Raw genomic sequence first — 23,842 nt, 5'->3', positions numbered from 1 at the left:
ACGGCTTCAACAACGCTACTGATTTTTTCATGTCTGAACAAGTTCAATCCTTAAAATCCCTGACTTTATTTTGCAAGGTCGTCGACAACTACGGCGATATCGGTATCTGCTGGCGCCTGGCAAGACAACTGGAGCGCGAACATCACATCAACGTCCACTTGTGGGTCGATGATCTGCACAGCTTTCAACGGATTTGTCCTGACGTTCAACTGAATACTGATACGCAGAATGTTCATGGTGTCACCGTGCATCACTGGCTTGACCAGAATGGTACATTTGCGTCGGAAGACGTCAGCGATATCGTCATTGAATTTTTTGCATGCGATATTCCGCCAGCCTATATTCAGGCAATGGCGCAACGGCAGCCTCGCGCGGTATGGCTGAATCTGGAAGGCTTAAGCGCGGAAGCATGGGTGGAAGGCTGCCATACGCTGCCGTCTCCGCATGGGTCACTGCCGCTCACAAAATATTTTTTCTTCCCGGGTTTTAACAGCAAAACCGGTGGGTTACTGATAGAGTCAGAATTAGAGCAACAGCGTCAGCAATTTGTCTCAGACCCAGCGACAATCGCGGAGTTTCTATCCGACTTAGGATTGAGCGAAAATGAGATTAACGCGCTGAAAATTTCAGTGTTCTGTTACCCACATGCTCCGGCCACGGACTTGTTCGAGGCATGGAAAAACAATGCAACGCCCATCACCTGCCTGGTGCCGGAAGGTGTAGCAACGGAAGCGGTTCAGGCGTTCACAGGCCAACCCGCAGCAGCTGGCAGTGTTACCACCATCGGAGCTCTAACGATACGTGTACTCCCTTTCGTACCGCAACCAGACTATGACAAACTGCTGTGGGCCTGCGATCTGAATTTTGTCCGCGGAGAAGATTCATTTGTGCGTGCGCAATGGGCAGGAAAACCATTTGTCTGGCACATCTATCCACAAGATGAAAATCTGCACCACGTAAAGCTGAACGCTTTCTTACAATGTTACGGGGTTAATACCGACAAGCTTGCAGCGATGATGCTCGCCTGGAATGGCGTAACGCCCCTCCCGATTCAATGGGAGACCGTGTGGCATGCATTGGCAGCAGACATGCCGCGAATGGCTGATCTGGCCTTGCAATGGCAGCAGCAACTGATTGCCAATGGCGATATGACATCCAATTTACTGAAGTTTGCTCACACAGTTCATCAGCAAAGTGTCAATAATGAACAAAAATAAGGTAAAATACGCGGTTAATTTTTAATGTGTTTTTCAAATTGAATCAAACGAGCTTGCGGGGCGTTCTGCCAGTAGGCGACAGATGATTTTTATGCAACCTACTTTTTATAATTATTCGCTATGAAACCTGCAAAAGAAATTCGTGTTGGCAACATTATTATGGTCGATAGCAAGCCTATGATCGTCTTGCGCTCTGATGTCAACGGTTCAAGCCGCACAGGCTTTACCTACAAATGGAAGATGAAAAATCTTCTGACAAACAGCCCACAAGAAAGCGTCTTCCGTGGCGACGACAAATTTGACGTTGTTGTTCTGGACAAAAAACCAGTCACTTATTCTTACTTCGCTGATCCATTGTTTGTATTCATGGATGCAGACTACGAACAGTATGAAATCGAAGAAGAAAATCTGGGCGATGCACTGCATTACCTGAAAGACGGCATGGAATGCGAAGCTGTTTTCTACGATGGCAAAGCGATCTCTGTTGAATTGCCAACGACAATTGCACGTCAGGTTGTGTACTCTGAGCCTGCAGTCAAAGGGAATACTTCCGGTAACGTATTGAAAGAAGCGAAGATCGAAAATGCGATCGAAGCGCATCAACATACTGTACAAGTACCACTGTTCGTCAGCCAGGATGACGTGATCGAGATCGATACACGCACAAACGAATACAAACGTATCGTTCGTAACTGATTTCGTCAGAATCAAAAAAAGCTACTCAATGAGTAGCTTTTTTTTCGCCTGTTTTATCTGACTTCAGCTTCCTCACCCGATCAAATTAAGTAGACGAACGAGGAAGCTGAGGTAATAAATCAGAATGCAGGAACAATAGCGCCTTTGTATTTTTCTTCAATGAATTTCTTCACTTCAGGAGAGTTCACCGCTGCAATCAGCTTTTTAAATGCCGGGCTGTTTTTATTATCTTCACGTGCAACCAGCAAATTTGCATACGGAGAATTGGCATCTTCAATGAACAAAGAATCTTTCACCGGATTCAGCTTTGCTTCGATAGCGTAATTCGTATTGATCAAGGCCAGATCGACCTGACTCAACACGCGCGGTAAGGTTGCGGCTTCCAGCTCTTTGAATTTCAGATTCTTCGGATTATCGACTATGTCTTTTTTGGTTGAAGAAATATTGCTTGGATCTTTTAATTTCAACAGCCCCTGCTTCGCCAGCAGTAACAACGCACGACCGGAATTGGATGGATCATTCGGAATCGCAACAGTCGCACCGTTCGGAATATCCGCTACTTTTTTGTATTTAGAAGAATAAGCCGCGAACGGCTCTACATGCACTTTCGCAACAGGCACTTCGATATCGTTTTTATGGCTCTTTTTAAATTCATTCAAATAAGGCTGATGTAAAAAGAAATTTCCATCCAGATGTTTTTCATTCACCTGAACTGCAGGCTGAACATAATCAGTAAATACTTTAATTTTTAAGTCCACGCCTTCTTTAGCCAGAAGTGGTTTCACAAATTCGAGAATTTCTGCATGTGGAACCGGCGTTGCTGCAATCGTCAACGTATCAGCGGCAGATGCTGCGCTGGAAGCGAACAAGGAGGCGGCACTGAATGTCGTCGCCAACAAGGTCGCCAAGTTGCGTTTAAAGTGACGTTTAAAAGAAAGAGCCATAATTTATTATCCTTAAATTTATATAAATGAAATTACTTACGGGTAAATCGCAACACCAACTTGTCTCCGAAGAATTGTAATAACTGCACCAGCACAATCAATATCGTGACCGTCACGACCATCACGTCGGTCTGAAATCGTTGATATCCAAAACGCAGCGCCAGATCACCGAGGCCACCGCCGCCGATCACACCCGACATCGCGGCATACGAGACCAAGGCGATAGTCGTTACGGTTCCCGCTGCCAGCAAGCCGGGCAAGGCTTCCGGCAGCAAGGCGTGAATAATGATCTGATGCGTTTTCGCCCCCATCGCCTGACAAGCTTCGATAATGCCGCAATCCACTTCGCGCAAAACGTTTTCTACCAGACGCGCAAAAAATGGTGTTGTTCCGATCACCAGCGGTGGAATCGTGCCAGCCACCCCCAGTGAAGTCCCGACCAGCAACAAAGTGAACGGGATCAACACAATCAGCAAAATGATGAAAGGAACCGAGCGCAGAATATTGACGACAAACGACAGCAACGCATAAATACCGCGTTGTTCTAACAGTTGATTTTTACCAGTCAGGAATAGCAATACGCCCAGAGGTAAGCCCAGCAACACGGTGAAAAATAAAGAGAAGCCCGTCATTGTTAAGGTATCGAGGGTCGCCTGTGCAATATCTTCCCAGTCTATGTTTGAAAAATCCATCAGTGCGCTCCTTCAATAATTTCTGTACGCACATCGAGGTCGCGCAACAAATTCAATACCACCGCAATTTGATCCGGTGCCCCCGACAATTCCACTAGCAACTGACCATACGGTGTGTTCTTGATGCGGGAAATTGTTCCCTGCAAAATCGTGATATCCGCTTTGGTCTGTGCGGCGATACGACTCAGTATCGGTTCATGCGTCGCTGCCCCGACGTAGGTCAGGCGCAGCAACTGACTGTTTTCATGACACTGAATTCTCTGCAACAGATCGAGATCAAGCGCCTGATTTTCTGCAACCAGACTTTGCGTTACCGCATGTTGTGGATGCAGGAATACGTCGGCAACATCGCCACTCTCAACAATCTCGCCCGCATCGATCACCGCAACCTGATCGCAGATCGTGCGTATCACCTGCATCTCATGCGTGATCAGCACGATCGTTAATCCCAGTTTCTGATTAATGTCTGACAGTAAGCGCAGAATTGCCTGCGTCGTTTCAGGATCAAGCGCCGACGTCGCCTCGTCACATAACAAGAGATGGGGGTAATTTGCCAGCGCACGGGCGATACCTACCCGTTGCTTTTGCCCACCCGATAATTGCGATGGAAATTTATGTCGCTGATCACTCAGTCCGACCAATTCAAGTAACTCATCAACGCGCTTCTGACGTACATCTTTGCTGTAAGTGCCGGCGAGCTTGAGAGGAAAATCTATATTCTCAGCAATGGTTTTTGCGTTCAACAAATTAAAATGCTGAAACACCATGCCGATACGTTGCCGCAAGCTGTGCAACTGTTCTGAATTAAACCGGGTGATGTCTTCACCTTCGATCAGAACTTTACCGCTGCTTGGACGCTCGAGTAAATTCAACGCTCTCAGCAAAGTACTCTTGCCTGCGCCTGAGCGTCCGATGATGCCGAAAATCTGTCCCTTGCGAACATTGAGATGTATGTTGCGCAGCGCATGTACTTCACGCCCGCCAACCTGATAATGTTTTTCTAATTGTTCAATATGAATCACTGAATCTCAAACCAATAAATAACGAATGGTGAATTTTATCGAAGATTCAAAATTCGTTCCAATCATATAAAGTAACTTGTATATACAAAAATTCGTATAAGTAATCCGATGCATGCAGCCGACACTTCAGAAATTTTCATTCAAAATTATCCGGGCAAAAAAAATGCGGCCTCAGCCGCATTTTTCCTCGATTAACGAGAATCAGGATTTCGGTAGAACAGTCTGACAAGTCGCCTTCTGTCCATCATTTGCTGGTAACTTTGCACATATACTATCCAGCTGCGCATGTACTTTCCGGAAAGTCGCCTGATGCTTTCCATCCTTATTCCACTCACCTAATTTCTTACCCATTTTCTCAAGATAAGCGTGATTGCGCTCGTAGAAAGCATTTTCTGTTTTCGCTAATTCAGCAAAGACACCCGACACTGCTTTTTCAATGCGCACATCATCAGTCGGCGTCAGATCAATCAGACCAACCACATAATTCGAGCCCCATTGTAAGCGGGTTGCCGGCCCTTTTGCCGCGTTGTACGCCTGCTCATACCAGTTCACTGCGCCTACTTTATCGCCACGCTTCTTCGCGTTCGAGCCCAGGGTTGACATGAAATAATACGGCGAATGCGAGCGTTTTAATTCTGCTTTCAACAAAGCATCTGAGGCATCCAGCAAATCTGCGTTGCCTAATGCATAGGCAGCGGAACTGACCACCGATTGCCGCTCATACGCGTCACTGGTGCCCTGCTCTATTTGCGTTACGCGTTTTTGCACATCTTTTTGTAAAGCTGCAGATGGTTTGGCGCCATCAAGCTTAGTCAGCGCGATCTGCGCAATGATAGCGCTCAGCCTGTCTGTTTTCGATATGCTGTTATCGTCAGCGAGCTTAGTGAGGGCGACATTCCATGCTGCAGTCAGTTTCGTGCGCTGCTCAGATTTCGCCACAGTTAAAAATTCCGTCAGTTCCGCCGCAGAACCCGCCACCAGATCAAGGTTGTCACGCGCAACTTTCGCGTCTGCCAGTGACTTGATTAAACGCTCAGTGGCCTGCTGTTTATCAATCGCAGGAACAGACTGCCCAGGTCTCGCATTGGCAGCCGCAAATAAGGCTTTCAAATACAGACGCGTTGCATTTAATCCAGCTGGACTCAATTCAGACAAACGCAATAACGTCACAGGCACATCTTTGTTGCTCACCAGCTTTTGCTGAGGATCATCCCATGAGTAATCCGCCAACAGACTCCAGTCATCCTGCTTCAGCGACTTATTTCCCGCTAATGCCAGTTTTAAGGAGTCCGCCACCGATGCCGAGGTATTCAATGCCAGCGTCAGCACCTGCAGATAGCGTTCAGAATCCACCTCACCAGGCAAGCGGGTAATTTCAGTTCCATCCGGCTTGAACAAAATCATCGTCGGGTAACCCCGCACTTTAAATTGTGCCGCAAATTTCTGCGCTCCCGGACTATCACCATCCAGATACACAGGAATAAAATGCCGTGACTTATCAATAAATTCCTGGCGATTGAATATCGTCGCCTTTACCTGATTGCAGGGCGGGCACCAGACCGCTCCCCAGTAAAGAAATAACGGTTTATTGCTGGACTTTGCTAACGCAAAAGCTGCATCCACATTATTATCTTTGCGCCACTCGATACCTCCCGCTTGCCCAGCATGCGCAGAAGCACTCGCCGTTTTATCCAGTGCGACAGCCAATGGTGCTGCCAACGTACCCACCAGCAGAGTTACCAGCAGGCTTGCAGAGAAAGAAGCATTTGTTTTCATAGAGTAAGTAAAAAATACAAGCAAGGCATTGAGTGTAGCAAAATTATATCTGCGAATACGCGTTCGGCGAGTGCATCACTTAGATTGTTTTCACGCAACGATATACAGAAAAATGATTGTTTCATATTCGACAAATGCATTTTTCATCTAAGTAAAGAAGAATACTATCGTTTCCTTTAATGCTTAATTTATGGAAGATAGCGGTAACTTATCTTTGGGAGATCGCACATGAAAACAAACTCAGGTTTGCAAGCTCAACGTCGCTTAAGCATTGCCGGCATCGTTGCACTGATTAGTGCCAGCCTGCTTGCCCCCTCGCTCACAGCTCATGCTGCCGAGCCGCTATTAAATGCATCTTATGATGTCACGCGTGAATTATTCAAAGAAGTCAATCCGGCGTTCATCGCAGAATGGAAAAAAAAATCTGGGGAATCGATTACGATTAATCAGTCCCATGGCGGCTCCAGCAAGCAGGCACGCTCCGTCATCGACGGTCTGGCTGCATCAGTAGTCACGATGAATCAGGCAAATGATATCGATATCCTGGCGGAGAAAGGTCTGGTTCCGCAAGACTGGGCGAAATCATTCCCGAATAACTCTGCGCCATTTTATTCGACCATGGTATTCCTGACACGTAAAGGGAATCCAAAACGCATCGCCAGTTGGGATGATCTCGGTAAAGCGGGCGTCAAAGTAATCATTCCGAACCCCAAGACTTCCGGTAACGGGCGCTATTCCTATCTTGCGGCATGGGGCTCAGTTATTAAGAACGGTGGTAATGAAGCACAAGCGCGACAATTGGTTGATCGCCTGTTTAAAAATGTTCCGGTACTGGATGCTGGTGGACGCGGCGCGACCACTACTTTTACGCAAAGAGAAATTGGTGACGTCTTAGTCACTTTTGAAAATGAAGTGCAATTGGTCAAACAGGAGTTTGGCGACAACTACGATGTCGTTTATCCAAAAACATCAATACTCGCAGAATCACCAGTCGCCGTTGTCGATAAAGTTGTTGATAAGCTTGGCACACGCAAAGTAGCAACGGCGTATCTGCAATTTTTGTACAGCGAACATGGCCAGGAAATTGCCGCAAAACACTTCTTCCGCCCGCGCTCGGAAGCAGCATCAAAAAAATATGCGGCTAACTTCAAAGCTATCAATCTCTTCACCGTCGATGAAGTTTTCGGTGGCTGGAAACAAGTGCAGAAAAAGCATTTTGATGATGGCGCTGAGTTCGACAAACTGTATCAAGCGAAAAAATAAATAAAACACGATATGTTAAAAAAGCCCTGTTGATAAGAACAGGGCTTTTTTATTGATGAAATGCTGGCGAAAGCTGTCACTTCTTTCGCAGATATACTTTAATTTCTTTATCGGAACGGCGGATATGCAAAGATAACCAATCCCGTAAAACTGATGAAAGCTGCGACGCTACGGTAATACTACCGGCTTCATACTGACTCTGTAATTTATTCAGTCGTTCCGTAAATTGATGATGCCCCGCCTTGTGCCGCTCCAGATTTGGAAACTTCAGTGCCGCCATCACTTGCTCTTCACGATGAAGATGATCTTTTGTGTAGGTGATCAGTTCAGTCATGATTGCCTCAATGACCTCCTGGCCACGCCCGACGCTGGTTGCCGTATGCAACTCATTAACCAGATTGACTAATTTTTTGTGATCGTCATCAATAGGCCCGTTATCGATCACCATATCGTCGGCCCACTCAAAATATGCCATATCCGTATCCAGATTAAACGTTGAGTAACACAGGTGAGGCACGTGAGAAACCAATGGATGAATGTGGCATCCCCAACTTGAAAATACTGACAGCGTGTACCAAAGAGTTTGCCTGATGATCCAGAGACTGGGTTGCGGCTGCAGCTTCTTCTACTAATGCGGCATTTTGCTGCGTTACCGTATCCATTTGTGCGACAGCCTGATTCACCTGTTCAATGCCAGTCGTCTGCTCTTTACTTGCGGTCGTAATTTCTCCCATCAGATCCGCCACACGACGCACATGCACTACGATCTCATCCATAGTGCTGCCCGCCTGTTCCACCAGCCGACAACCATCAGTCACATTACCTACTGAGTCAGAAATCAGCGTTTTGATTTCCTTCGCTGCGTTCGCAGAGCGCCCGGCAAGTGAACGAACCTCGGATGCCACAACAGCAAAGCCCCGCCCCTGCTCTCCCGCACGAGCCGCCTCAACTGCCGCGTTGAGCGCCAGTATGTTGGTTTGAAAAGCGATACCATCAATAACACCAATAATGTCCGCAATCTTGCGCGAGGAAATATTGATGGCCTCCATCGTCTGCACGACTTCACCGACGACAGCACCACCTTTGGCAGCTACCTGAGCCGCTGATTCGGCAAGCCGGTTGGCATGCATGCCTGATTCAAAGTTATCTCTCACCGCAGACGCCAGTTGCTCCATCGAGGCTGCAGTTTGCTCAAGCGCACTGGCTTGCTCTTCGGTACGAGAAGAAAGCTCCATATTGCCGTCTGCAATTTCATGCGTTGCGGCAGCCATCAGATCGGCACCGCCACGCACCTGATTTACGATGCGTACAAGGCTGTCGTTCATTTCCTGCATGGATTGCAATAACTGACCACACTCATCTTTTGTGGTGATCTGCGCTTTTGTCGTCAAATCACCTGAAGCGACGGTACGGGCAATATGCACAGCCTCACTGAGCGGTCGCGTAATCGAGCGAGAAATAAACCAGGTCAACCCGACACCAACGAATAAACCTGCAACCGTCAGCACGATCAGCAATGCTGTGGCCGAGGCAATACGATCCCGTACTTCTGCACTACTGTTGACGACAATTTTTTTCTGTAAATTTGTCAGAGCAACGATGGGTTCTTGCAATGCATCCAAGGCCGGTAATGTCTCGCTGTTCATCGTCTGAATTGCACCGGTTTTGTCCCCTGCATCTATCTGTTTCAGCACTTTTGAAAACGAAGCGACATACGCTGTCCGCCGTTCGGTCAATGTCGCCAGTAGTGCCTGACCTTCGGGTAAATAAATCAGCTGTTTCAGAGTGTCTAACGCCGCACTGATGATCTGTTTATTCGACTCAATCGATTGCTTAACTCTGCTCGCCTGAGTGGCGTCATCCGCAATCAGTAACTCCATCGTATTCCGCGCATTGGCACGGGTAGTGGCGTTAATAACATTCGCCGCTTCGGCTTTTACCCAATCCTTTTCAATGATTCTGCTATTTACGGTATTCACTTCCGCAAAACGTTGCAGCCCCGTGCCACCCATGCCCAGTGTCATTAAAATCAAAATACCAAAACCAATCGATAAACGAACGCCTATCTTTAAATTCGCAAATGCGTGCATCGCTCATCTCCTTTTTTCCAGATAGCTTCACGGCAAAATTCTCAATACTGCACAGACGATTTTAATGGCGCGAGATTGCGCATGATATACATCAATAGAACTACCCCAGACAATTCATCGAACTACGCAAAGATTGTTTTATCAAGAGGGAAACTTATCGCTAGCGCAGGAATGTGGCTGAATACTCAAAGACTTAAGACTGAATCAGTGCATTCACTGCAAACTACACTGTCAGGAGCACATCGTCGCACAGGCCATCTTTTTAGCTGCTCTCAAGTTTAAGACATCTGAAATTTGAATTTCTTGTCCGTCAAATAGACATGAAGTCGATTTAATCACCTCATTCCGTCCATTAAAGATGAGTAAGCTAATACTACCTAAAATTTACATAAGATTCAAAACACACTGTCCGCTCCAAAGCTTTCTCAGAGCGCAATGTAAATTACACTTCACACATACTAACTACTCCACCCATGACTCAACACCTCGGCCTGCTTCAAGCACAGCTCGATTGCTTCGTCTGCTTTGTCTGGTGGGTACTTCCATTTTCTGAGTGCGCGGCGGACTAGATTGCGTAGCTTGGCGCGTACACTGTCGCGTACTTGCCAGTCGACTGTGGTTGAAGCGCGTAGTTGTTCGGTAACGTGTTTTGCTAAATCACGTAGATTGCTATCGCCAAGCTCGCGCACTGCCGATTCGTTTTGAATTAAGGCGCGATAGAACGCGATCTCGTCTGCGTTGAGGCCCAGCTTGGCGGCTTGCTCTGCATCGAGCGCCATATCTTTAGCCATCTGGATCATCTCTTCGACGACCTGCGCCGTTTCGATGGCGCGATTGTGGTATTTGCGTAGTGTTTCCAAAATGCGATCTGAGTATTTTTTCTCGGAGACCACATCGGTTTTCATGCGCGCCTTCACTTCGTCGCGTAGCAATTTTTCCAGCAACTCTACCGCAAGGTTTTTCTGCGGCAGATTGGCAACGTCGTCCAAAAATTCAGGTGATAACAGGCCGATATTCGGTTTATCCAAGCCCACCATTTTAAAGATATCGTCCACGCCATCGGCGATGATGGCATTGTCGATGATTTGTTTCAGCGCACTATTCCGTTCTTCATCTGTACGTCGCTTATCAATCGTCGTGAACTTCGTAATCGCATGCTTTACCGCGCTTAAGAAGGCAATTTCCTTTTTGATCGGATTCACTTCATCGAGCGTACTGCATAGGGTATATGCCTTACTCAGGGCCGCCATCACGTCAAGAAAGCGCTTCTTACCATCAAGCTCGCCATTAGCGCCTTTCAAGCCCAATAAATGGTTCATCGCACCCGGCAAAAGTTGCAAGGCCTTGGTTTCAAACTGACTGTAATCAAAGCCATGGAACATGGCGTGGACCACTTCCATCTTCTCTAGCAAGATTGCATAGGCTTCATGTGTATCGTGGGTTGGCTTGCCCTTACCTTGCGAATTCGTATACGTCGATAGCGCTTTTTTGAGCTCGCTGGCGATACCGATATAGTCCACCACCAAACCGCCCGGTTTATCTTTGAATACGCGATTCACCCGCGCGATGGCTTGCATCAGGTTATGCCCTTTCATCGGTTTATCGATGTACATCGTATGGCAATTGGGTGCATCAAAACCTGTCAGCCACATATCGCACACGATCACTAATTGCAGAGGATCGTTCACATCTTTAAAGCGTTTCTCAAACAGCTTTTTGGTGTCTTTGTTGTAAATGTGTGGCTGCAGTTTTGATTTGTCGGACGCAGTCCCCGTCATCACAATTTTAATCGCGCCTTTGGTTGGGTCTGCATCGTGCCATTCTGGTTTGATCGCCACGATCGCGTCATACATATCGACGCAGATTTCACGGCTCATACAGACGATCATGGCTTTGCCCGGCATGCTGGCGATGCGGCTTTCAAAATGCGCGACCAAGTCTTTACCGACTTGCTGCATGCGTGGTTCGCTACCGACCAATTTTTCTAAGGCCGCCCATTGCGACTTGGTGCTTTCACGCGTGGCGACATCTTCCTCATCTTCGATGACTTCATCGACTTCTTCATTCAGTGTTTCTATCTCATTCTGATTGATATCGAGTTTTGCGAGACGTGATTCGTAATAGATAGGCACTGTTGCGCCATCATCCACCGCATCTTGAATATCGTAGATAGAAACATAGTCACCAAACACCGCCTTAGTGTCTTTGTCAGCAGAATCAATTGGTGTGCCTGTAAAGCCGATGAACGACGCTTCCGGCAATGCATCGTGCATGTGCCTGGAATAGCCAAAGGTGTATTGTCCTGTTTTGGTATTGAATTTTGCTTTGTCGCCATATTGACTACGATGCGCTTCATCGCTGACCACGACAATGTTATGGCGCGTCGATAAAACCGGATGCGCGCTTTCCTCACCCAGCAATGCGAACTTTTGCACCGTCGTAAAAATAATGCCGCCTGCCTGACGTGAACTGAGTAATTCACGCAAATCATCACGATCACCCGCTTGCACTGGCGTTTGCTTCAGCGCTTCTTGCGCCATGCAAAAGGTATTGTAGAGTTGACCGTCCAGATCATTTCTATCGGTCACCACCACGATGGTCGGATTATTCATCTCAGGCTGCGCCAGCAGTTTCGCCGCATAACACAGCATAGAAATCGACTTACCCGAACCTTGCGTATGCCACACCACGCCCGCTTTACCTGATCCCGCCACCACCTCATTGGCGTAATTGGCACGCGGTTGAGCAATGCTGCGCCCATCGGGACGCTGTGCCGCAATCACGGTCGCACGCACCGCCTCGCGCACGGCATGAAACTGATGATAGCCCGCAATTTTCTTAATGATATTGTCGTCATCTTGTTCAAACAAAATGAAATAGCGGATGTAATCAAGGAATAAATCGGGTTTAAAAAAGCCCTTCACCAAAGTCTCTAAATGAAATTCAAACAGCGGCTTATCATGCTCATTCGCCACCGTGCGCCAAGGTAAAAAACGTTCTTTGTTAGAAGTCAGTGAACCCACCCGCGCAATCAAACCATCGCTCACCACCACCGCTTCATTAAAAATAAACAGATCGGGAATTTCTTCTTTATAGGTTTGTATCTGCTGAAACGCTTGCCAGATATCGGCGTTTTGATCGGCGGGATTTTTCAGCTCCAACACTGCGAGCGGAATGCCGTTAATAAACACCAACACATCAGGGCGACGATTACCTTTGCTGCCAGCCAAAGAATATTGATTGACGACCAAAAATTCATTATTACGAACATTGGCAAAATCAATCAATTGCACATAGTCGATCTTGCTCTCAGCATTGCCGTTGGCATCAACTTCCTGCGATTTAAATTCCACCTTCACGCCTTCCAGCAAAAGCTGATGAAAAGCTTTGTTATTCTTGATCAGGATCGGCGTTTCCGGCTTAGCGATGTGCAGCGCGACTTGTTCTAGTGTGGCGACGGGAATTTGTGGATTGATTTTTTGAAGAGCCGAAAATAAACGTGCTGGCAAAATAATCTGACGATAATCAGCACGCTCAGGGCTAACACCATCAGGTGCAATGTCATAACCGCAGACATAGTCATAACCGATTTCTTGAAACCAGTTCAGGCAGAGTTGTTCTAGTTGCTCTTCAGTGATCATTTGCCAGCTCTTCTTTGACAGTCCGATATGCTTGATCTGGGTGATTTGGTTTGGTTGGATACTTATAGAGCAACAATTTCGCTTTTAACATCGGTTGGAGATAGTCTTTTCGGATCACGTTTGTGGATCTATTAAGTAGTGACGCCAATTCCTCTAGAGTGCAGGCCCTATCTTGACAAAGCTCAAGGATCGTCTTTACAACAATCTCTCTCGACACTTTCTTCTTAGATGCAACCGGTTCGGCAACTCGCTTAAGTACGCCCCCCCCAGAGCTATCACTCAAACCCCCAGAGTTAAGGTTCAAACCCCCAGAGCTATCACTCGATCCTGTGCCGCTCAATGTTTCCTTAGGGTCATCAAAGAAGTCATCGCCAAAAATTTCCTTAATATCATCATTGAGCCGAGCGGAAGCAAGGAAATAAATCGTTCCTCGCCCCGCACCATCCTGCAAAAGATACCCTCGTTCAATCAAGCCGCTAAAGGTAGCAGATAGATCCTTTGGGTGAATATCCAGTACCTGCATCAATCGGCGGTGATCGACCGTGCTTTCAATGTGTGCCGTGGCTAAAACAAGTCGCTCTGTCTCATTCAATGAATCAAATTCAGCTGAACCTATCGACTTCCTCAAGAATTGAATTGTCTTTTCAGGGATTAAACTAAGGGCATGTAACTCTAGTAGCGTTTGATCATTGGGAACTGTTTTTTCCTTGAGTAGAGGCTGCCGCCAATGCTGGCTCTTCCAGCCATCGAAAATCTTCGGCAATCCTGAACCTGCATTTTCGCCTAAACCGACGAAGCGAAATAGGTTTTGTAGAATACGATTCCTGCAGTCGCTCTCACTACCTTTAACAGCAGTCTCAATTGAAATGCGCATCAGGCCTGGATTACGAAAGCCAAACATGTCAGGCCGTTTGACAATTAGAATTGAAGCACGACCGGAATAATCAGCGTGAATTAAAGTATTAACTAATGCTTCGCGCAGGGCTTTGTGCACCAAAGTATCGTCTTGACGCTGATCTCCTTCAAGTACAAAGGGTACCTTTAAGTCAGCGGTCAGCTTACGAATAACCTTCTGATAGAAGTCAAAAACATTCCCAGACCATGTACCATCCGGAACGATCCGATCTATCCAACGCGCTTCCGTCTTCGCCTCTGGTCTTTCCTGATAGTCGACCATGTAGTTTGGAAAAGCCTCTTGAATCGGTTGGTATTGTCCAAACATTAGCAGACCAGCCCTCGTAATGCCACTTACCCCAGAGACACGATCTTTTCTCCATGCAGCAATTTGTTTAAGAAATTCCTGATTATCGACCTTGTTCCAAGGATGATCAGGCGCACGAGTACTGTACATATTTCGGTAGACGCGTAAACTATCGAGATCAAGATCCTCAATCGAATAGCCCACCAAAATCTCTGCGTCGCGGCTCTCTTCACTCTGCTCCGCCAAAAGACGACTCACAGCATCGCGCTGCAATTTCATATCGCCACTGCCTAAGCGCTTAAATGTTCCTGTCAGAGGATTATTATTGACGAAAACGGGTTTCTGCTGACGACTCGCTTGTGGCACGTGAATGTGTATCAGGCGCATTCCTTCAATCGTGATCACCTTGACCATGGCGTCACGTAACAGGTTAGCGCTTACTTTCTGAGGATTGTTTAGGTTATTCCAAAAATCTTCTAGTACCTTTTCTGCATTTTCTACACCGCGCAGATCAAAACTAAGATCTTTATTTTCCTTTAATCCCAAAAAAATGTCGCCACCAGAAGTATTCGCAAATGCGCTGTAAGTCTCCCAGAGATCATTCGGTAAACCGCCTTTGCCATCACGACCCTGGGCGAGTTTGCATTCGATATCTACGCTTTCGCGCAAAGCGGCAATATCGGTTAAGGAGTTAAGTTCAAGCATAACGTTCGGTCTTTAATTCTGTTTATTTGAGGTTCAGGCGATGCTCAGAGATATCAATCGCTAACTCAACAAGCAACGGAAGCAATGCATGGTAATTGTCGCTAGAGTACCAGATTGGACGAATGTTCAACATCAACAATCGTTCCTCGGTAGCTTGTCTTTCGGACGGTTCATTAGTGTCAGGTAAGAACGCGAAATGCTCAGGTATATCGAACTCTGCACTCGTTTTTACCTGCTGAAATAGCTCAAGCGTTTTATCTTGATTTAATGAGCAACCTAGAAAAAGCAAAGAATTTGAAATATAAATTTGGCGTAAAGCGCGGGGCAGTTGCTTACTAAAATCGATAGGATCGCCGTAAGCGTTTTGATACTGCTCTGCTGTAAATACATAAGACGAAGATTGACTTGCATCGCCATGTAACTTCAAGATGCAGCGATCACCCTTTAGCAGTCTTTGGACAAAATTATTGCCCGCTTGCAGACCATACATATATGCGTCGGTCAACGGAGCGCCTTTCAATTTAAACGTCTCTTCAATAAGCGGATCAAAATTGGTGGTAATGATGCAGCCGTTAGCGAGTCTGTAAAGGTGTTTAAATATTCGTGGAATCTGCTCACGATCCTCTTCGTTTTCAAACTTAGTACGAAACGTAGTTTGGACATAGTTATTTAACTGAACCTGTGAGGCATCTGCGATGGCTTGTGCCGCCTCTAGATATTTGGTGTCCTTAAGTAGCGCTTGAAAAGTAGTCTCGTCAATACTGGTGATTTTTTTGCAAAGTGATTGCAAGGCTTCGCCCCATAATGGGTATCCCGCAGCGCGAGAAACGCCAGCCCCCAAAAATGGCGCAATTTTTTTCTTGCGAATAAGCGCGACAAGATCTAGAAAAACCGCAGCTTGGTCAGTTTCCTTAATAAATTTAATGCAAACCGAATACTTGTCTTTGATTTGCTCGCCATTCCAACTATCGAATTCATCCCAGTAAGCATTTCGATCAACCCAGTAAAGAATTTCGCTGGCGTCGTAGCGATATTCATTGTCAGGTTCCTTAATGCTTCTGACTATAAGTGGCTCTTCGCCATCAATTGCTTCATTGAACTGTTGATTTGCCTCGTACCCTGTTTGTAAAAAACGTTCGACCGTTTCAATTAACTCAGTGCTCTTTTTTACTTTTTCAATCGACATTCGACACCTCTATTTCCCCAGACAGCAACTTTGGTAACAACGTGTCGCGCATTTCAGCTAAGCGCCTACTCTGGGCACTCAGAATACGTTGTTGTTTACAAAGCGTACCAACTTGAACTTCAAAAACTTCTAACAAAACATTATTTAGAATCAGAAGTTTAATCTCACCAAGTGCCGTAAGGCTAAAGTTAGCCTGTACACCTTGAACGACTTTCGAAGCAACTTCCTCTTGAATCATTGGACTCCTCAAATAGAGTCGACATAGTTCCAAATGCTTATCGGTTTCTTTCAGTCGAATATAGGCGAGTGCTTGATTGCAGTTGCTGTTGTTTAAATCTTCCTCAACTAGTGCGACTCGCCCAATCGTACCAGCGATCGAAAAAAGCAAATCATTAGTCAATAAAATAGAACGCTTCAGGGAGCCTGTGTGGACAGATTCAGAAATTTTATCTAAATCCGTTCTTGAAACTTCACCTAGATCAGAGATGTCTCGTACCTTCAAAAAAGGAATGGTTTTCTCGTCTCGCGCAGTAGCTTCATCAGATTTAGTCGGTGTCGTTCCTTTGGAAATTTTTTCCGCTAACTGTTTTACTTCTTTGACCTCCCATCCCTCTGGCACATTCCCCAATGCCGAATCCACCAAAGCATCTGGGAATAGGGCTGCGGTGGTTTTTAGGTTTTGTTGGGTTTCTGGTGGTAGTTGGGTTAGTTGGTCTGGGGTTTTGCCGCTGATGGCGCACATGGCGGCGCGTTCGATTTCTTTAGGCGATGCGCCCGCTTCTTTGGCGGCGATCTTGGCGCGTGTGGGTTCGAAATCGACAAACCAGCTTTTGAAGAGGGCTTGTGCGATTTGTTCTAGGGTTTGGTTGGCTTGGCGGTTGAGTTCGATTTTGTCATCGATACTTTTAAACACTTTCACAATTTGATTCTGAGTGGATATCGTAGGAATACGAATTGGGAGCGATTGCATTCTTTTCGTATCCAATTTACCTGCACCGATACCAGTTTCTTCAACAATTGAGTCCAGTAAGTATCTTTCGTTTCCAACAAGCCAATACAACAAGTACCATGACGAAAGAATTTTTGGATCGGCAACTAATGATTTCACATCTTGATTAAATGCGACATCTCTCATTGCGATGCCGACGGGCAGACGGTTATGCAATGCACCTCCTCGTACCAACAACAGAACAGAATCCTTGCTCGCTAATCGAGATCCGTTATTTAAGCCATCAGAAGTAATTTTGAGTTCAGAATCATAGAATCTTGTTCCATGCATTGAATTTGCTGAAATCCAAGGAATATCTCCATTCCAATATTTGGCAACGTCTTTCTTTGGTGTTCCACCGGAATGCCATTGGGTAACGTCACCTAAGGTCATTTCTTTCCACTCAGAACTCATAACCCAACCCCGCCAAGTTCTTCTTAATCTCCACTTCCAAACGATCACTGTCTTCAAACTGCATTTTCAACCGCGCAGTCAAACGCGCCATTTTGTCGGCAAAAGCTTCGCCATCATCCGCCACATCTTTCGCACCGATATAACGTCCTGGAGTCAGTACGTAGTCGTGTTTTTGTATGTCTGCTAGATTCGCGCTAGAACAAAATCCTTTTTGATCTGCGTAGTCTTTACCTGTTTGCCATGCGTGGTAGACATCGCAAATTTTGTTGAGATCTTCTTGCGTGAAGTCGCGCAGGACGCGGTCTTTCATATAGCCGAGATTGCGAGCGTCGATGAAGAGCACTTTGTTTCTGCGGTCGATGAGTTGACGGCCACTGGCTGCGGTGCGGGCGTTTTTGTTTTTTGTGAGGAACCAAATACAAGCGGGGATTTGTGTGTTGGTGAAGAGTTGTCCTGGTAAGGCCACCATACATTCGACCAAATCGTTTTCAACTAAAGCTTTGCGAATATCGCCTTCACCGCTGGTGTTTGAACTCATGGAGCCATTGGCCAGCAACAAACCCATGCTGCCATTGGGAGCGAGGTGGTAAAGCATGTGCTGCAACCACGCGTAGTTGGCATTGCCTGATGGTGGGCGACCGTAGACCCAGCGCGGGTCATTATCATCGACGCCGCTATCCCATTCCTTCATGTTGAAGGGCGGATTGGCCATCACAAAATCGGCACGCAAGTCGGGATGCTGATCGTTGGTGTAGGTGTTGGCGGGCTCTTTACCAAAATTAAAATCGATACCGCGAATTGCCATGTTCATGGCAGCGAGCTGCCAGGTGGTGTGGTTGTATTCTTGGCCGTAGATGGAGACATCGCCAATCTTGCCTTTGTGGGCGGTGATGAATTGTTCTGACTGCACAAAGAAACCACCCGAGCCCATAGCAGGGTCATACACGCGGCCTTTGTAGGGTTCGAGCATTTGCACGATGAGGCTGACAATGGCTTTCGGCGTGTAGAACTGCCCGCCTTTTTTACCTTCGGCTAAAGCGAATTGGCCGAGGAAGTATTCGTACACATGGCCGAGAATATCTTTGCTTGATAGCGATTCGTGTTTGAAAGGGATTGTAGAAATCAAGTCGATTAACTCACCGAGTTTGGCTTGATCAATTTGCAGTTGGGTATAGCGCTTGTTGAGAACACCTTTGAGCTTTTGATTATCAATCTCAATCGCTTCGAGTGCGTAATCAATCAGATGCCCAATCGAGCTAATCTTAATGTGCTTGGTCTCGCCTTTGATGTGCACGGGCAGTTCAGCACCACCAATCACGACTTTATTGTTGTCACGCAAAAACTGCCAACGCGCCACGGGCGGCACCCAGAAGGTATTGGTTTCTAAGTAGTAGTCGCGCACTTCCAATTCGACAGCCACTTCCGCTTGATAGTCTTCGCCTTCGGCGCCACCATCGAAGTCGGCAGGATCGAGAAAATATTCATGGTCTGGGTTGGCAAACTGCGCGCGCAATTCATCGCGGCGAATATCAAAGGCATCCGACACATACTTCAAAAATACCAAGCCCAACATCACATGCTTGTATTGGGCGGCGTCGAGCGAGGGCAGTAATTTATTGGCGCTGGTCCAGAGTTTTTTTTCTAAGTTATTGAGAAATTCTTGTTCGTGTTGATCTGTCATCTGATTCTTCCGTCACAGCAGGGTTTTCAGCAATGCCCGCACAGAGATAAGTGCATGTCATTTATAAGCTGATAATCATAGACGATCAGACCACAAATCAGAACACGAATTATCATTACCTAGCATTGATTTATAAAAAACACCGGGGATTTGCCATCTAGCCAGATGCACCAGGTTTATCTGCGCTGAGTTTTCAAATAAAAAGACTTAAGCTGACTTATATATCGTAGAGATTTAAATTGCAAAAAGACCCAGCAATATTACTGCTGGATCTTTTTTATTTAGTCGTCTGAACATCTTTGAGCAGACATCATGCCAATTCTAAAACGCTCAAAATGGGACCACCTTGGGCTAATAAGCAGCCCGTCCGCCTCAGAAAAAGCAACGTCATCATCAAACGGCGTCATGCCTTTCGCATAAAATATGGCAGCACTCTGGGTGGCGCCCTCGTGAATCAGCGATTTGTGCTCAACCAGCTCTTCTGGGATTAGCGAGCGATAGTCGTGCACGCTCAATATTCTCGTTGAATTAACAGAGATGGCGTGTGACGACTTTTTTGCTACGTTTAAATCGCGCGTATGCTAACTTCAATGTAGATTTTTCTTGAAGTGACAATGCGCATCGGAGGGGATGGGACGACTGCAACGGAACCAGCCGTTTGTTGTCGATTGTTGATGATTAGGCTAAGTCACAGCGAGGCATCGATGAAGTGTTGAAACTTCGTATAGCCGCACTTTTTATTCGAGCATAAAAAAACCGAGGTACACGAACGATGGATCTCGTCGATGTACCTCGGTTTATTTTTTATAGAAGCAATTAATTCCGCATTAAAATTAATCACTCATATCAACCTGGCGTCCCCAAGGGGATTCGAACCCCTGTACTCACCGTGAAAGGGTGATGTCCTAGGCCTCTAGACGATGGGGACATATTCTGTCCTTGTTACTGACCTGCACTTACCTGACAACAGCAAGTGGATTTAAAGCTGGCGTCCCCAAGGGGATTCGAACCCCTGTACTCACCGTGAAAGGGTGATGTCCTAGGCCTCTAGACGATGGGGACATATTCTGTCCTTGTTACTGACCTTGTACTGCTTTACTTGCTGCCCACAATAAACACGATTAAATTTATTGGCGTCCCCAAGGGGATTCGAACCCCTGTACTCACCGTGAAAGGGTGATGTCCTAGGCCTCTAGACGATGGGGACAGCAAGTATCTTCTGTTTCGCATACTGCCTGGTGGCAGTGCACTTTTTGGTGGAGGTAAGCGGGATCGAACCGCTGACCTCTTGCATGCCATGCAAGCGCTCTCCCAGCTGAGCTATACCCCCGACACAGAATAGAAGCGAGATTATAGGGGATGAACGCTTTATTGTAAAGCCCTCACCCACTCTCACTATCGATTAATCAGCAGCGATCACAGCAAGACGCTGCAAAACAACTTCGCGACCAAACAATTCGACAACGGCATCAATTGATGGCGTCTGCAACTGCCCGGTTAACAGCAAACGTAATGGCATCGCGAGTTGCGGCATCTTCAGCGCATGATCTGCCAGCACCTGTTTCAGCGCAGCAGACAACGCGGCTTTATTCCATTCGACTGTTTTGCAAGCTTCCGCGTATTGGCGCAATGCTGGCGTTACTGCAGTAGTCACATGCTGTGTCAACAAAGCAGCATCCGCCGCTGGCTGGCGATAAAACAGCATCGCTGCCTGCCCCAGCTCTACCGTGGTATTCGCGCGCTCTTTCAGCAAGGCGATCACGGCCGTTAAGGCTGGTGCATTAGCAAACACGGCGCCATCTTTTTCCATCTGCGGACGAATTAAATCAGCAAGACGCTGATTATCAGCGGCTTTGATGTAGTGGTTATTAATCCAGGCCAGTTTTTCAGGATTAAACTGCGCCGCCGAACCGGATAAATGGGTCAGATCAAACCAGCTGCACATTTGCTCCATAGAGAACAATTCGTCATCGCCGTGACTCCAGCCCAGGCGCGCCAGATAGTTCAGCATGGCCTCTGGAAGGTAACCCTTGTCGAAGTAATCCATCACGCTGACGGCATCGCGGCGCTTGGACAACTTTTGTCCATCCGTGCCCAGAATCATAGGAACATGCCCGTATTGCGGCAGCGTCGCACCGAGCGCATTCAGAATATTGATCTGACGCGGTGTGTTATTCACATGGTCATCGCCACGAATGACGTGGGTAATCTGCATATCCCAGTCATCCACTGCGACGCAGAAATTATAAGTTGGCGTGCCATCTGGACGTGCAATGACCAGATCGTCCAGCTCTTTATTGCTGATCGTGATCGTTCCCTTGACGACGTCATTCCAGCTGACTTCGCCATCCAGCGGATTTTTAAAACGGATCACTGGCTTACGGTCTGCCGGTATCGCTGGCAGCGTTTTACCGGCTTCCGGACGCCATGTACCGTCGTAACGCGGCTTATCGCCAGCTGCACGCTGACGCTCACGCATCGCCTCGACTTCTTCGGGTGAGGAATAGCAATAATAGGCTGTGCCATTGGCCAGCATTTCCGCCAGGACTGAACGATAGCGTTCCATGCGCTGCATCTGATAAAACGGACCTTCATCATGCTGCAGACCAAGCCAGTTCATGCCGTCCAGAATCGCCTGCACCGCTTCTGGCGTGGAGCGTTCAAGATCGGTATCTTCAATGCGCAAGACAAAAGTGCCGCCATGATGGCGCGCAAACGCCCAGCTGAACAAAGCGGTACGGGCACCGCCAACGTGAAGATAGCCAGTCGGGCTGGGAGCAAAACGGGTACGGACGACAGTCATGAGATGAATTGCACCACGTGCAGCGCCTGCCTGTGGCAGAAGCCGCACCAGTATGCGGGTAAAGTTAAAAGCAGCATTTTACCGTTTTCAGCGCAGCGAGGATACCGGCTGCGGCCATGCAGCGGTTCAAAAAATGAACCGAAGGTGTGAGGGCTCAGGCAGAAACTGAAGCGGGCGTTGTTTCAGCAAACAACTCTGGCTCGAACTCAAGACGCTGCGGATGCGTCAGCAAGAGAAAATGTCGTCCTGTGCAACGGGAAAACAGGCTCATGCCTATCTGCGATGCAACCTGGTGCCCCATCTCAGTGGTTCCGGAACGCGACAATAAAATGGGGATACCCATCTGCGCTCCTTTAATCACCATTTCAGATGTCAGGCGACCTGTGCTGTAAAAAATTTTGTCGCCGCCATCAACCCGATCCAGCCACATTTTTCCAGCGATCGCATCAACGGCATTGTGACGACCAACGTCTTCGACAAAATATAAAAGTTCGCCCTGATTTGAAAATAAGGCGCAACCATGCACCGAGCCGGCTTTTTTATACACCGACTGCTGAGTGCGGATCGTATCGATAATTTTGTATAGTGCCGACTGGCGGATACGGGCATCATCCGGTAACACAATCTGGTCAACCTCATCCATCAGGCCGCCAAACACCGTACCCTGACCACAACCCGTCGTCACGACACGTTTCGAGGTGCGCTCTTCAATATCGGTGACGCCGGTATGCGTGGTGACAGCCGCAGCAGACACTTCCCAATCCACCTGTACTGACGCGATATCGGTGATCTGGCGCAGCAGACGTTGATTGCGCAGGTAGCCCAGCACCAACGCTTCCGGATTGCCGCCCATGGTCATCAGCGTCACCAGTTCACGCTTATCAAGATAAACGGTTAATGGGCGTTCAGCGGGAATGGAGATCAGATTAACGCGACCACGCTCATCGGTGACCTGCACTTCTTTGGTCAGCGCGACTGAGGATCTGGACAGCTCTGGCATATACGGAGAGTCAGGCATGATGTTTTCCGGCCAGGAGGGCATAAATCGATGAAAATATACTCCCCCGGAGTATATTTGGCAGCCCAATATCTATAAGGAGATTAAGGGTAAAACGCCATTTTAAGGGGGGAGTATGTGTATTTTACGGGACAGAACTTACTTCTTGATTGCTACCGGCATCTTGCTTGCGGGTGCTGTCGCAGCAACCGCGGACGCAGCGACAGGAGCAGCGGCGACTTCCGGCACATACGGACCAGGATCAGTGCACGCAGGTGTTGCCACCACCGCTTTGGCGTCTTTTCCCTTCAGATAAGCCGCTGCCACTTTGTCTTGCGATTTGCATAGCTGATACGCAGCTACTTTATCTGACCAGGCTGTTTTTGCCTTGGCTTCAGCCGCCTTCGCTTTTGCTTCCGGTGTCGGTTCCGGCAATTTAGCGAAGCTGGCCGTTGCAAATAAGCTGCTCAACAACGCTACGCACACCGATGTCACCGACAATAAATTCTTAGATTTCATTTTCTTC

General features: G+C 47.3%; 17 protein-coding genes and 4 tRNA genes. 3 read left to right on the top strand and 18 right to left on the bottom strand.

Going from position 1 to position 23,842, the window contains the following annotated elements; genetic code table 11:
• The first annotated feature begins 29 nt into the window (after nt 1-29).
• Both earP and KDM87_RS13355 read left to right on the top strand, forming a co-directional pair.
• On the top strand, nt 30-1,217 hold the full coding sequence (earP, locus tag KDM87_RS13360; RefSeq protein WP_212679526.1) for an elongation factor P maturation arginine rhamnosyltransferase EarP: 1,188 nt from the start codon (nt 30-32) through the stop codon (nt 1,215-1,217).
• Nucleotides 1,218-1,337: 120 nt separating this feature from the next.
• The gene (locus KDM87_RS13355; RefSeq protein WP_186885261.1) at nt 1,338-1,913 is read left to right on the top strand and encodes an elongation factor P; all 576 of its coding nucleotides are present in this window, start codon (nt 1,338-1,340) and stop codon (nt 1,911-1,913) included.
• A 119-nt stretch (nt 1,914-2,032) separates the two neighbouring features.
• Here KDM87_RS13355 and KDM87_RS13350 read toward each other — a convergent pair whose 3' ends face one another.
• The 4 genes from KDM87_RS13350 to KDM87_RS13335 form a co-directional block, all read right to left on the bottom strand.
• Nucleotides 2,033-2,857, bottom strand: coding sequence for a MetQ/NlpA family ABC transporter substrate-binding protein (locus KDM87_RS13350; protein WP_212679525.1), 825 nt, complete (start codon nt 2,855-2,857; stop codon nt 2,033-2,035).
• 32 nt (nt 2,858-2,889) lie between these two features.
• Entirely contained in the window at nt 2,890-3,549 is a 660-nt protein-coding gene (locus KDM87_RS13345) for a methionine ABC transporter permease (protein ID WP_212679524.1), read from the bottom strand.
• On the bottom strand, nt 3,549-4,571 hold the full coding sequence (locus KDM87_RS13340) for a methionine ABC transporter ATP-binding protein (RefSeq protein ID WP_212679523.1): 1,023 nt from the start codon (nt 4,569-4,571) through the stop codon (nt 3,549-3,551). The genes KDM87_RS13345 and KDM87_RS13340 overlap by 1 nt, the downstream gene beginning before the upstream one ends.
• Before the next feature lie 201 nt (nt 4,572-4,772).
• Nucleotides 4,773-6,347 (bottom strand): thioredoxin family protein, encoded by a 1,575-nt coding sequence (locus tag KDM87_RS13335; RefSeq protein ID WP_212679522.1) that lies wholly within the window; start codon nt 6,345-6,347, stop codon nt 4,773-4,775.
• Between the two features lie 228 nt (nt 6,348-6,575).
• On the opposite strand from KDM87_RS13335, the gene KDM87_RS13330 reads away from it, so the two are divergent.
• The gene (locus tag KDM87_RS13330) at nt 6,576-7,610 is read left to right on the top strand and encodes a sulfate ABC transporter substrate-binding protein (protein ID WP_212679521.1); all 1,035 of its coding nucleotides are present in this window, start codon (nt 6,576-6,578) and stop codon (nt 7,608-7,610) included.
• A gap of 76 nt (nt 7,611-7,686) precedes the next feature.
• Here KDM87_RS13330 and KDM87_RS13325 read toward each other — a convergent pair whose 3' ends face one another.
• The 14 genes from KDM87_RS13325 to KDM87_RS13260 all read right to left on the bottom strand — a co-directional run bounded on the left by KDM87_RS13325 (nt 7,687) and on the right by KDM87_RS13260 (nt 23,835).
• Nucleotides 7,687-8,085, bottom strand: coding sequence for a bacteriohemerythrin (locus KDM87_RS13325; RefSeq protein ID WP_212679520.1), 399 nt, complete (start codon nt 8,083-8,085; stop codon nt 7,687-7,689).
• A gap of 13 nt (nt 8,086-8,098) precedes the next feature.
• Complete coding sequence (locus tag KDM87_RS17965) at nt 8,099-9,700, bottom strand: methyl-accepting chemotaxis protein (protein WP_212679519.1); 1,602 nt, start codon at nt 9,698-9,700, stop codon at nt 8,099-8,101.
• 458 nt (nt 9,701-10,158) lie between these two features.
• Complete coding sequence (locus tag KDM87_RS13315; protein ID WP_230407766.1) at nt 10,159-13,341, bottom strand: type I restriction endonuclease subunit R; 3,183 nt, start codon at nt 13,339-13,341, stop codon at nt 10,159-10,161.
• Nucleotides 13,331-15,247 carry an RNA-binding domain-containing protein gene (locus tag KDM87_RS13310; protein ID WP_212679518.1) on the bottom strand — a complete coding sequence of 639 codons (1,917 nt, stop codon included), beginning with the start codon at nt 15,245-15,247 and terminating at the stop codon, nt 13,331-13,333. Before KDM87_RS13310 ends, KDM87_RS13315 begins: the two co-directional genes overlap by 11 nt.
• Before the next feature lie 22 nt (nt 15,248-15,269).
• Nucleotides 15,270-16,433: an SIR2 family protein gene (locus KDM87_RS13305; protein ID WP_212679517.1), complete on the bottom strand. Its 1,164-nt coding sequence runs from the start codon at nt 16,431-16,433 to the stop codon at nt 15,270-15,272.
• Nucleotides 16,423-17,835 (bottom strand): restriction endonuclease subunit S, encoded by a 1,413-nt coding sequence (locus tag KDM87_RS13300; protein ID WP_212679516.1) that lies wholly within the window; start codon nt 17,833-17,835, stop codon nt 16,423-16,425. Before KDM87_RS13300 ends, KDM87_RS13305 begins: the two co-directional genes overlap by 11 nt.
• Nucleotides 17,825-19,516 carry a class I SAM-dependent DNA methyltransferase gene (locus KDM87_RS13295; protein WP_212679515.1) on the bottom strand — a complete coding sequence of 564 codons (1,692 nt, stop codon included), beginning with the start codon at nt 19,514-19,516 and terminating at the stop codon, nt 17,825-17,827. Before KDM87_RS13295 ends, KDM87_RS13300 begins: the two co-directional genes overlap by 11 nt.
• Before the next feature lie 852 nt (nt 19,517-20,368).
• A tRNA-Glu gene (locus KDM87_RS13290) sits at nt 20,369-20,444 on the bottom strand.
• Between the two features lie 58 nt (nt 20,445-20,502).
• Nucleotides 20,503-20,578 (bottom strand) — tRNA-Glu (locus KDM87_RS13285).
• Between the two features lie 69 nt (nt 20,579-20,647).
• Nucleotides 20,648-20,723, bottom strand: a tRNA-Glu gene (locus KDM87_RS13280).
• Between the two features lie 47 nt (nt 20,724-20,770).
• Nucleotides 20,771-20,846 (bottom strand) — tRNA-Ala (locus KDM87_RS13275).
• 72 nt (nt 20,847-20,918) lie between these two features.
• Nucleotides 20,919-22,319 (bottom strand): glutamate--tRNA ligase, encoded by a 1,401-nt coding sequence (gene gltX / locus KDM87_RS13270; RefSeq protein WP_212679514.1) that lies wholly within the window; start codon nt 22,317-22,319, stop codon nt 20,919-20,921.
• Between the two features lie 154 nt (nt 22,320-22,473).
• Nucleotides 22,474-23,337, bottom strand: coding sequence for a formate dehydrogenase accessory sulfurtransferase FdhD (locus KDM87_RS13265; RefSeq protein WP_230407765.1), 864 nt, complete (start codon nt 23,335-23,337; stop codon nt 22,474-22,476).
• Between the two features lie 138 nt (nt 23,338-23,475).
• Nucleotides 23,476-23,835, bottom strand: coding sequence for a hypothetical protein (locus KDM87_RS13260; RefSeq protein WP_230407764.1), 360 nt, complete (start codon nt 23,833-23,835; stop codon nt 23,476-23,478).
• Between the last annotated feature and the right edge of the window lie 7 nt (nt 23,836-23,842).

This window comes from Cognatundibacterium rivi (genome assembly GCF_018139565.1).
GTDB lineage: Bacteria > Pseudomonadota > Gammaproteobacteria > Burkholderiales > Burkholderiaceae_D > Undibacterium > Undibacterium rivi.
Note: the sequence above shows the minus strand (reverse complement) of the source record. Positions and strands in the feature narration are given on the sequence as shown.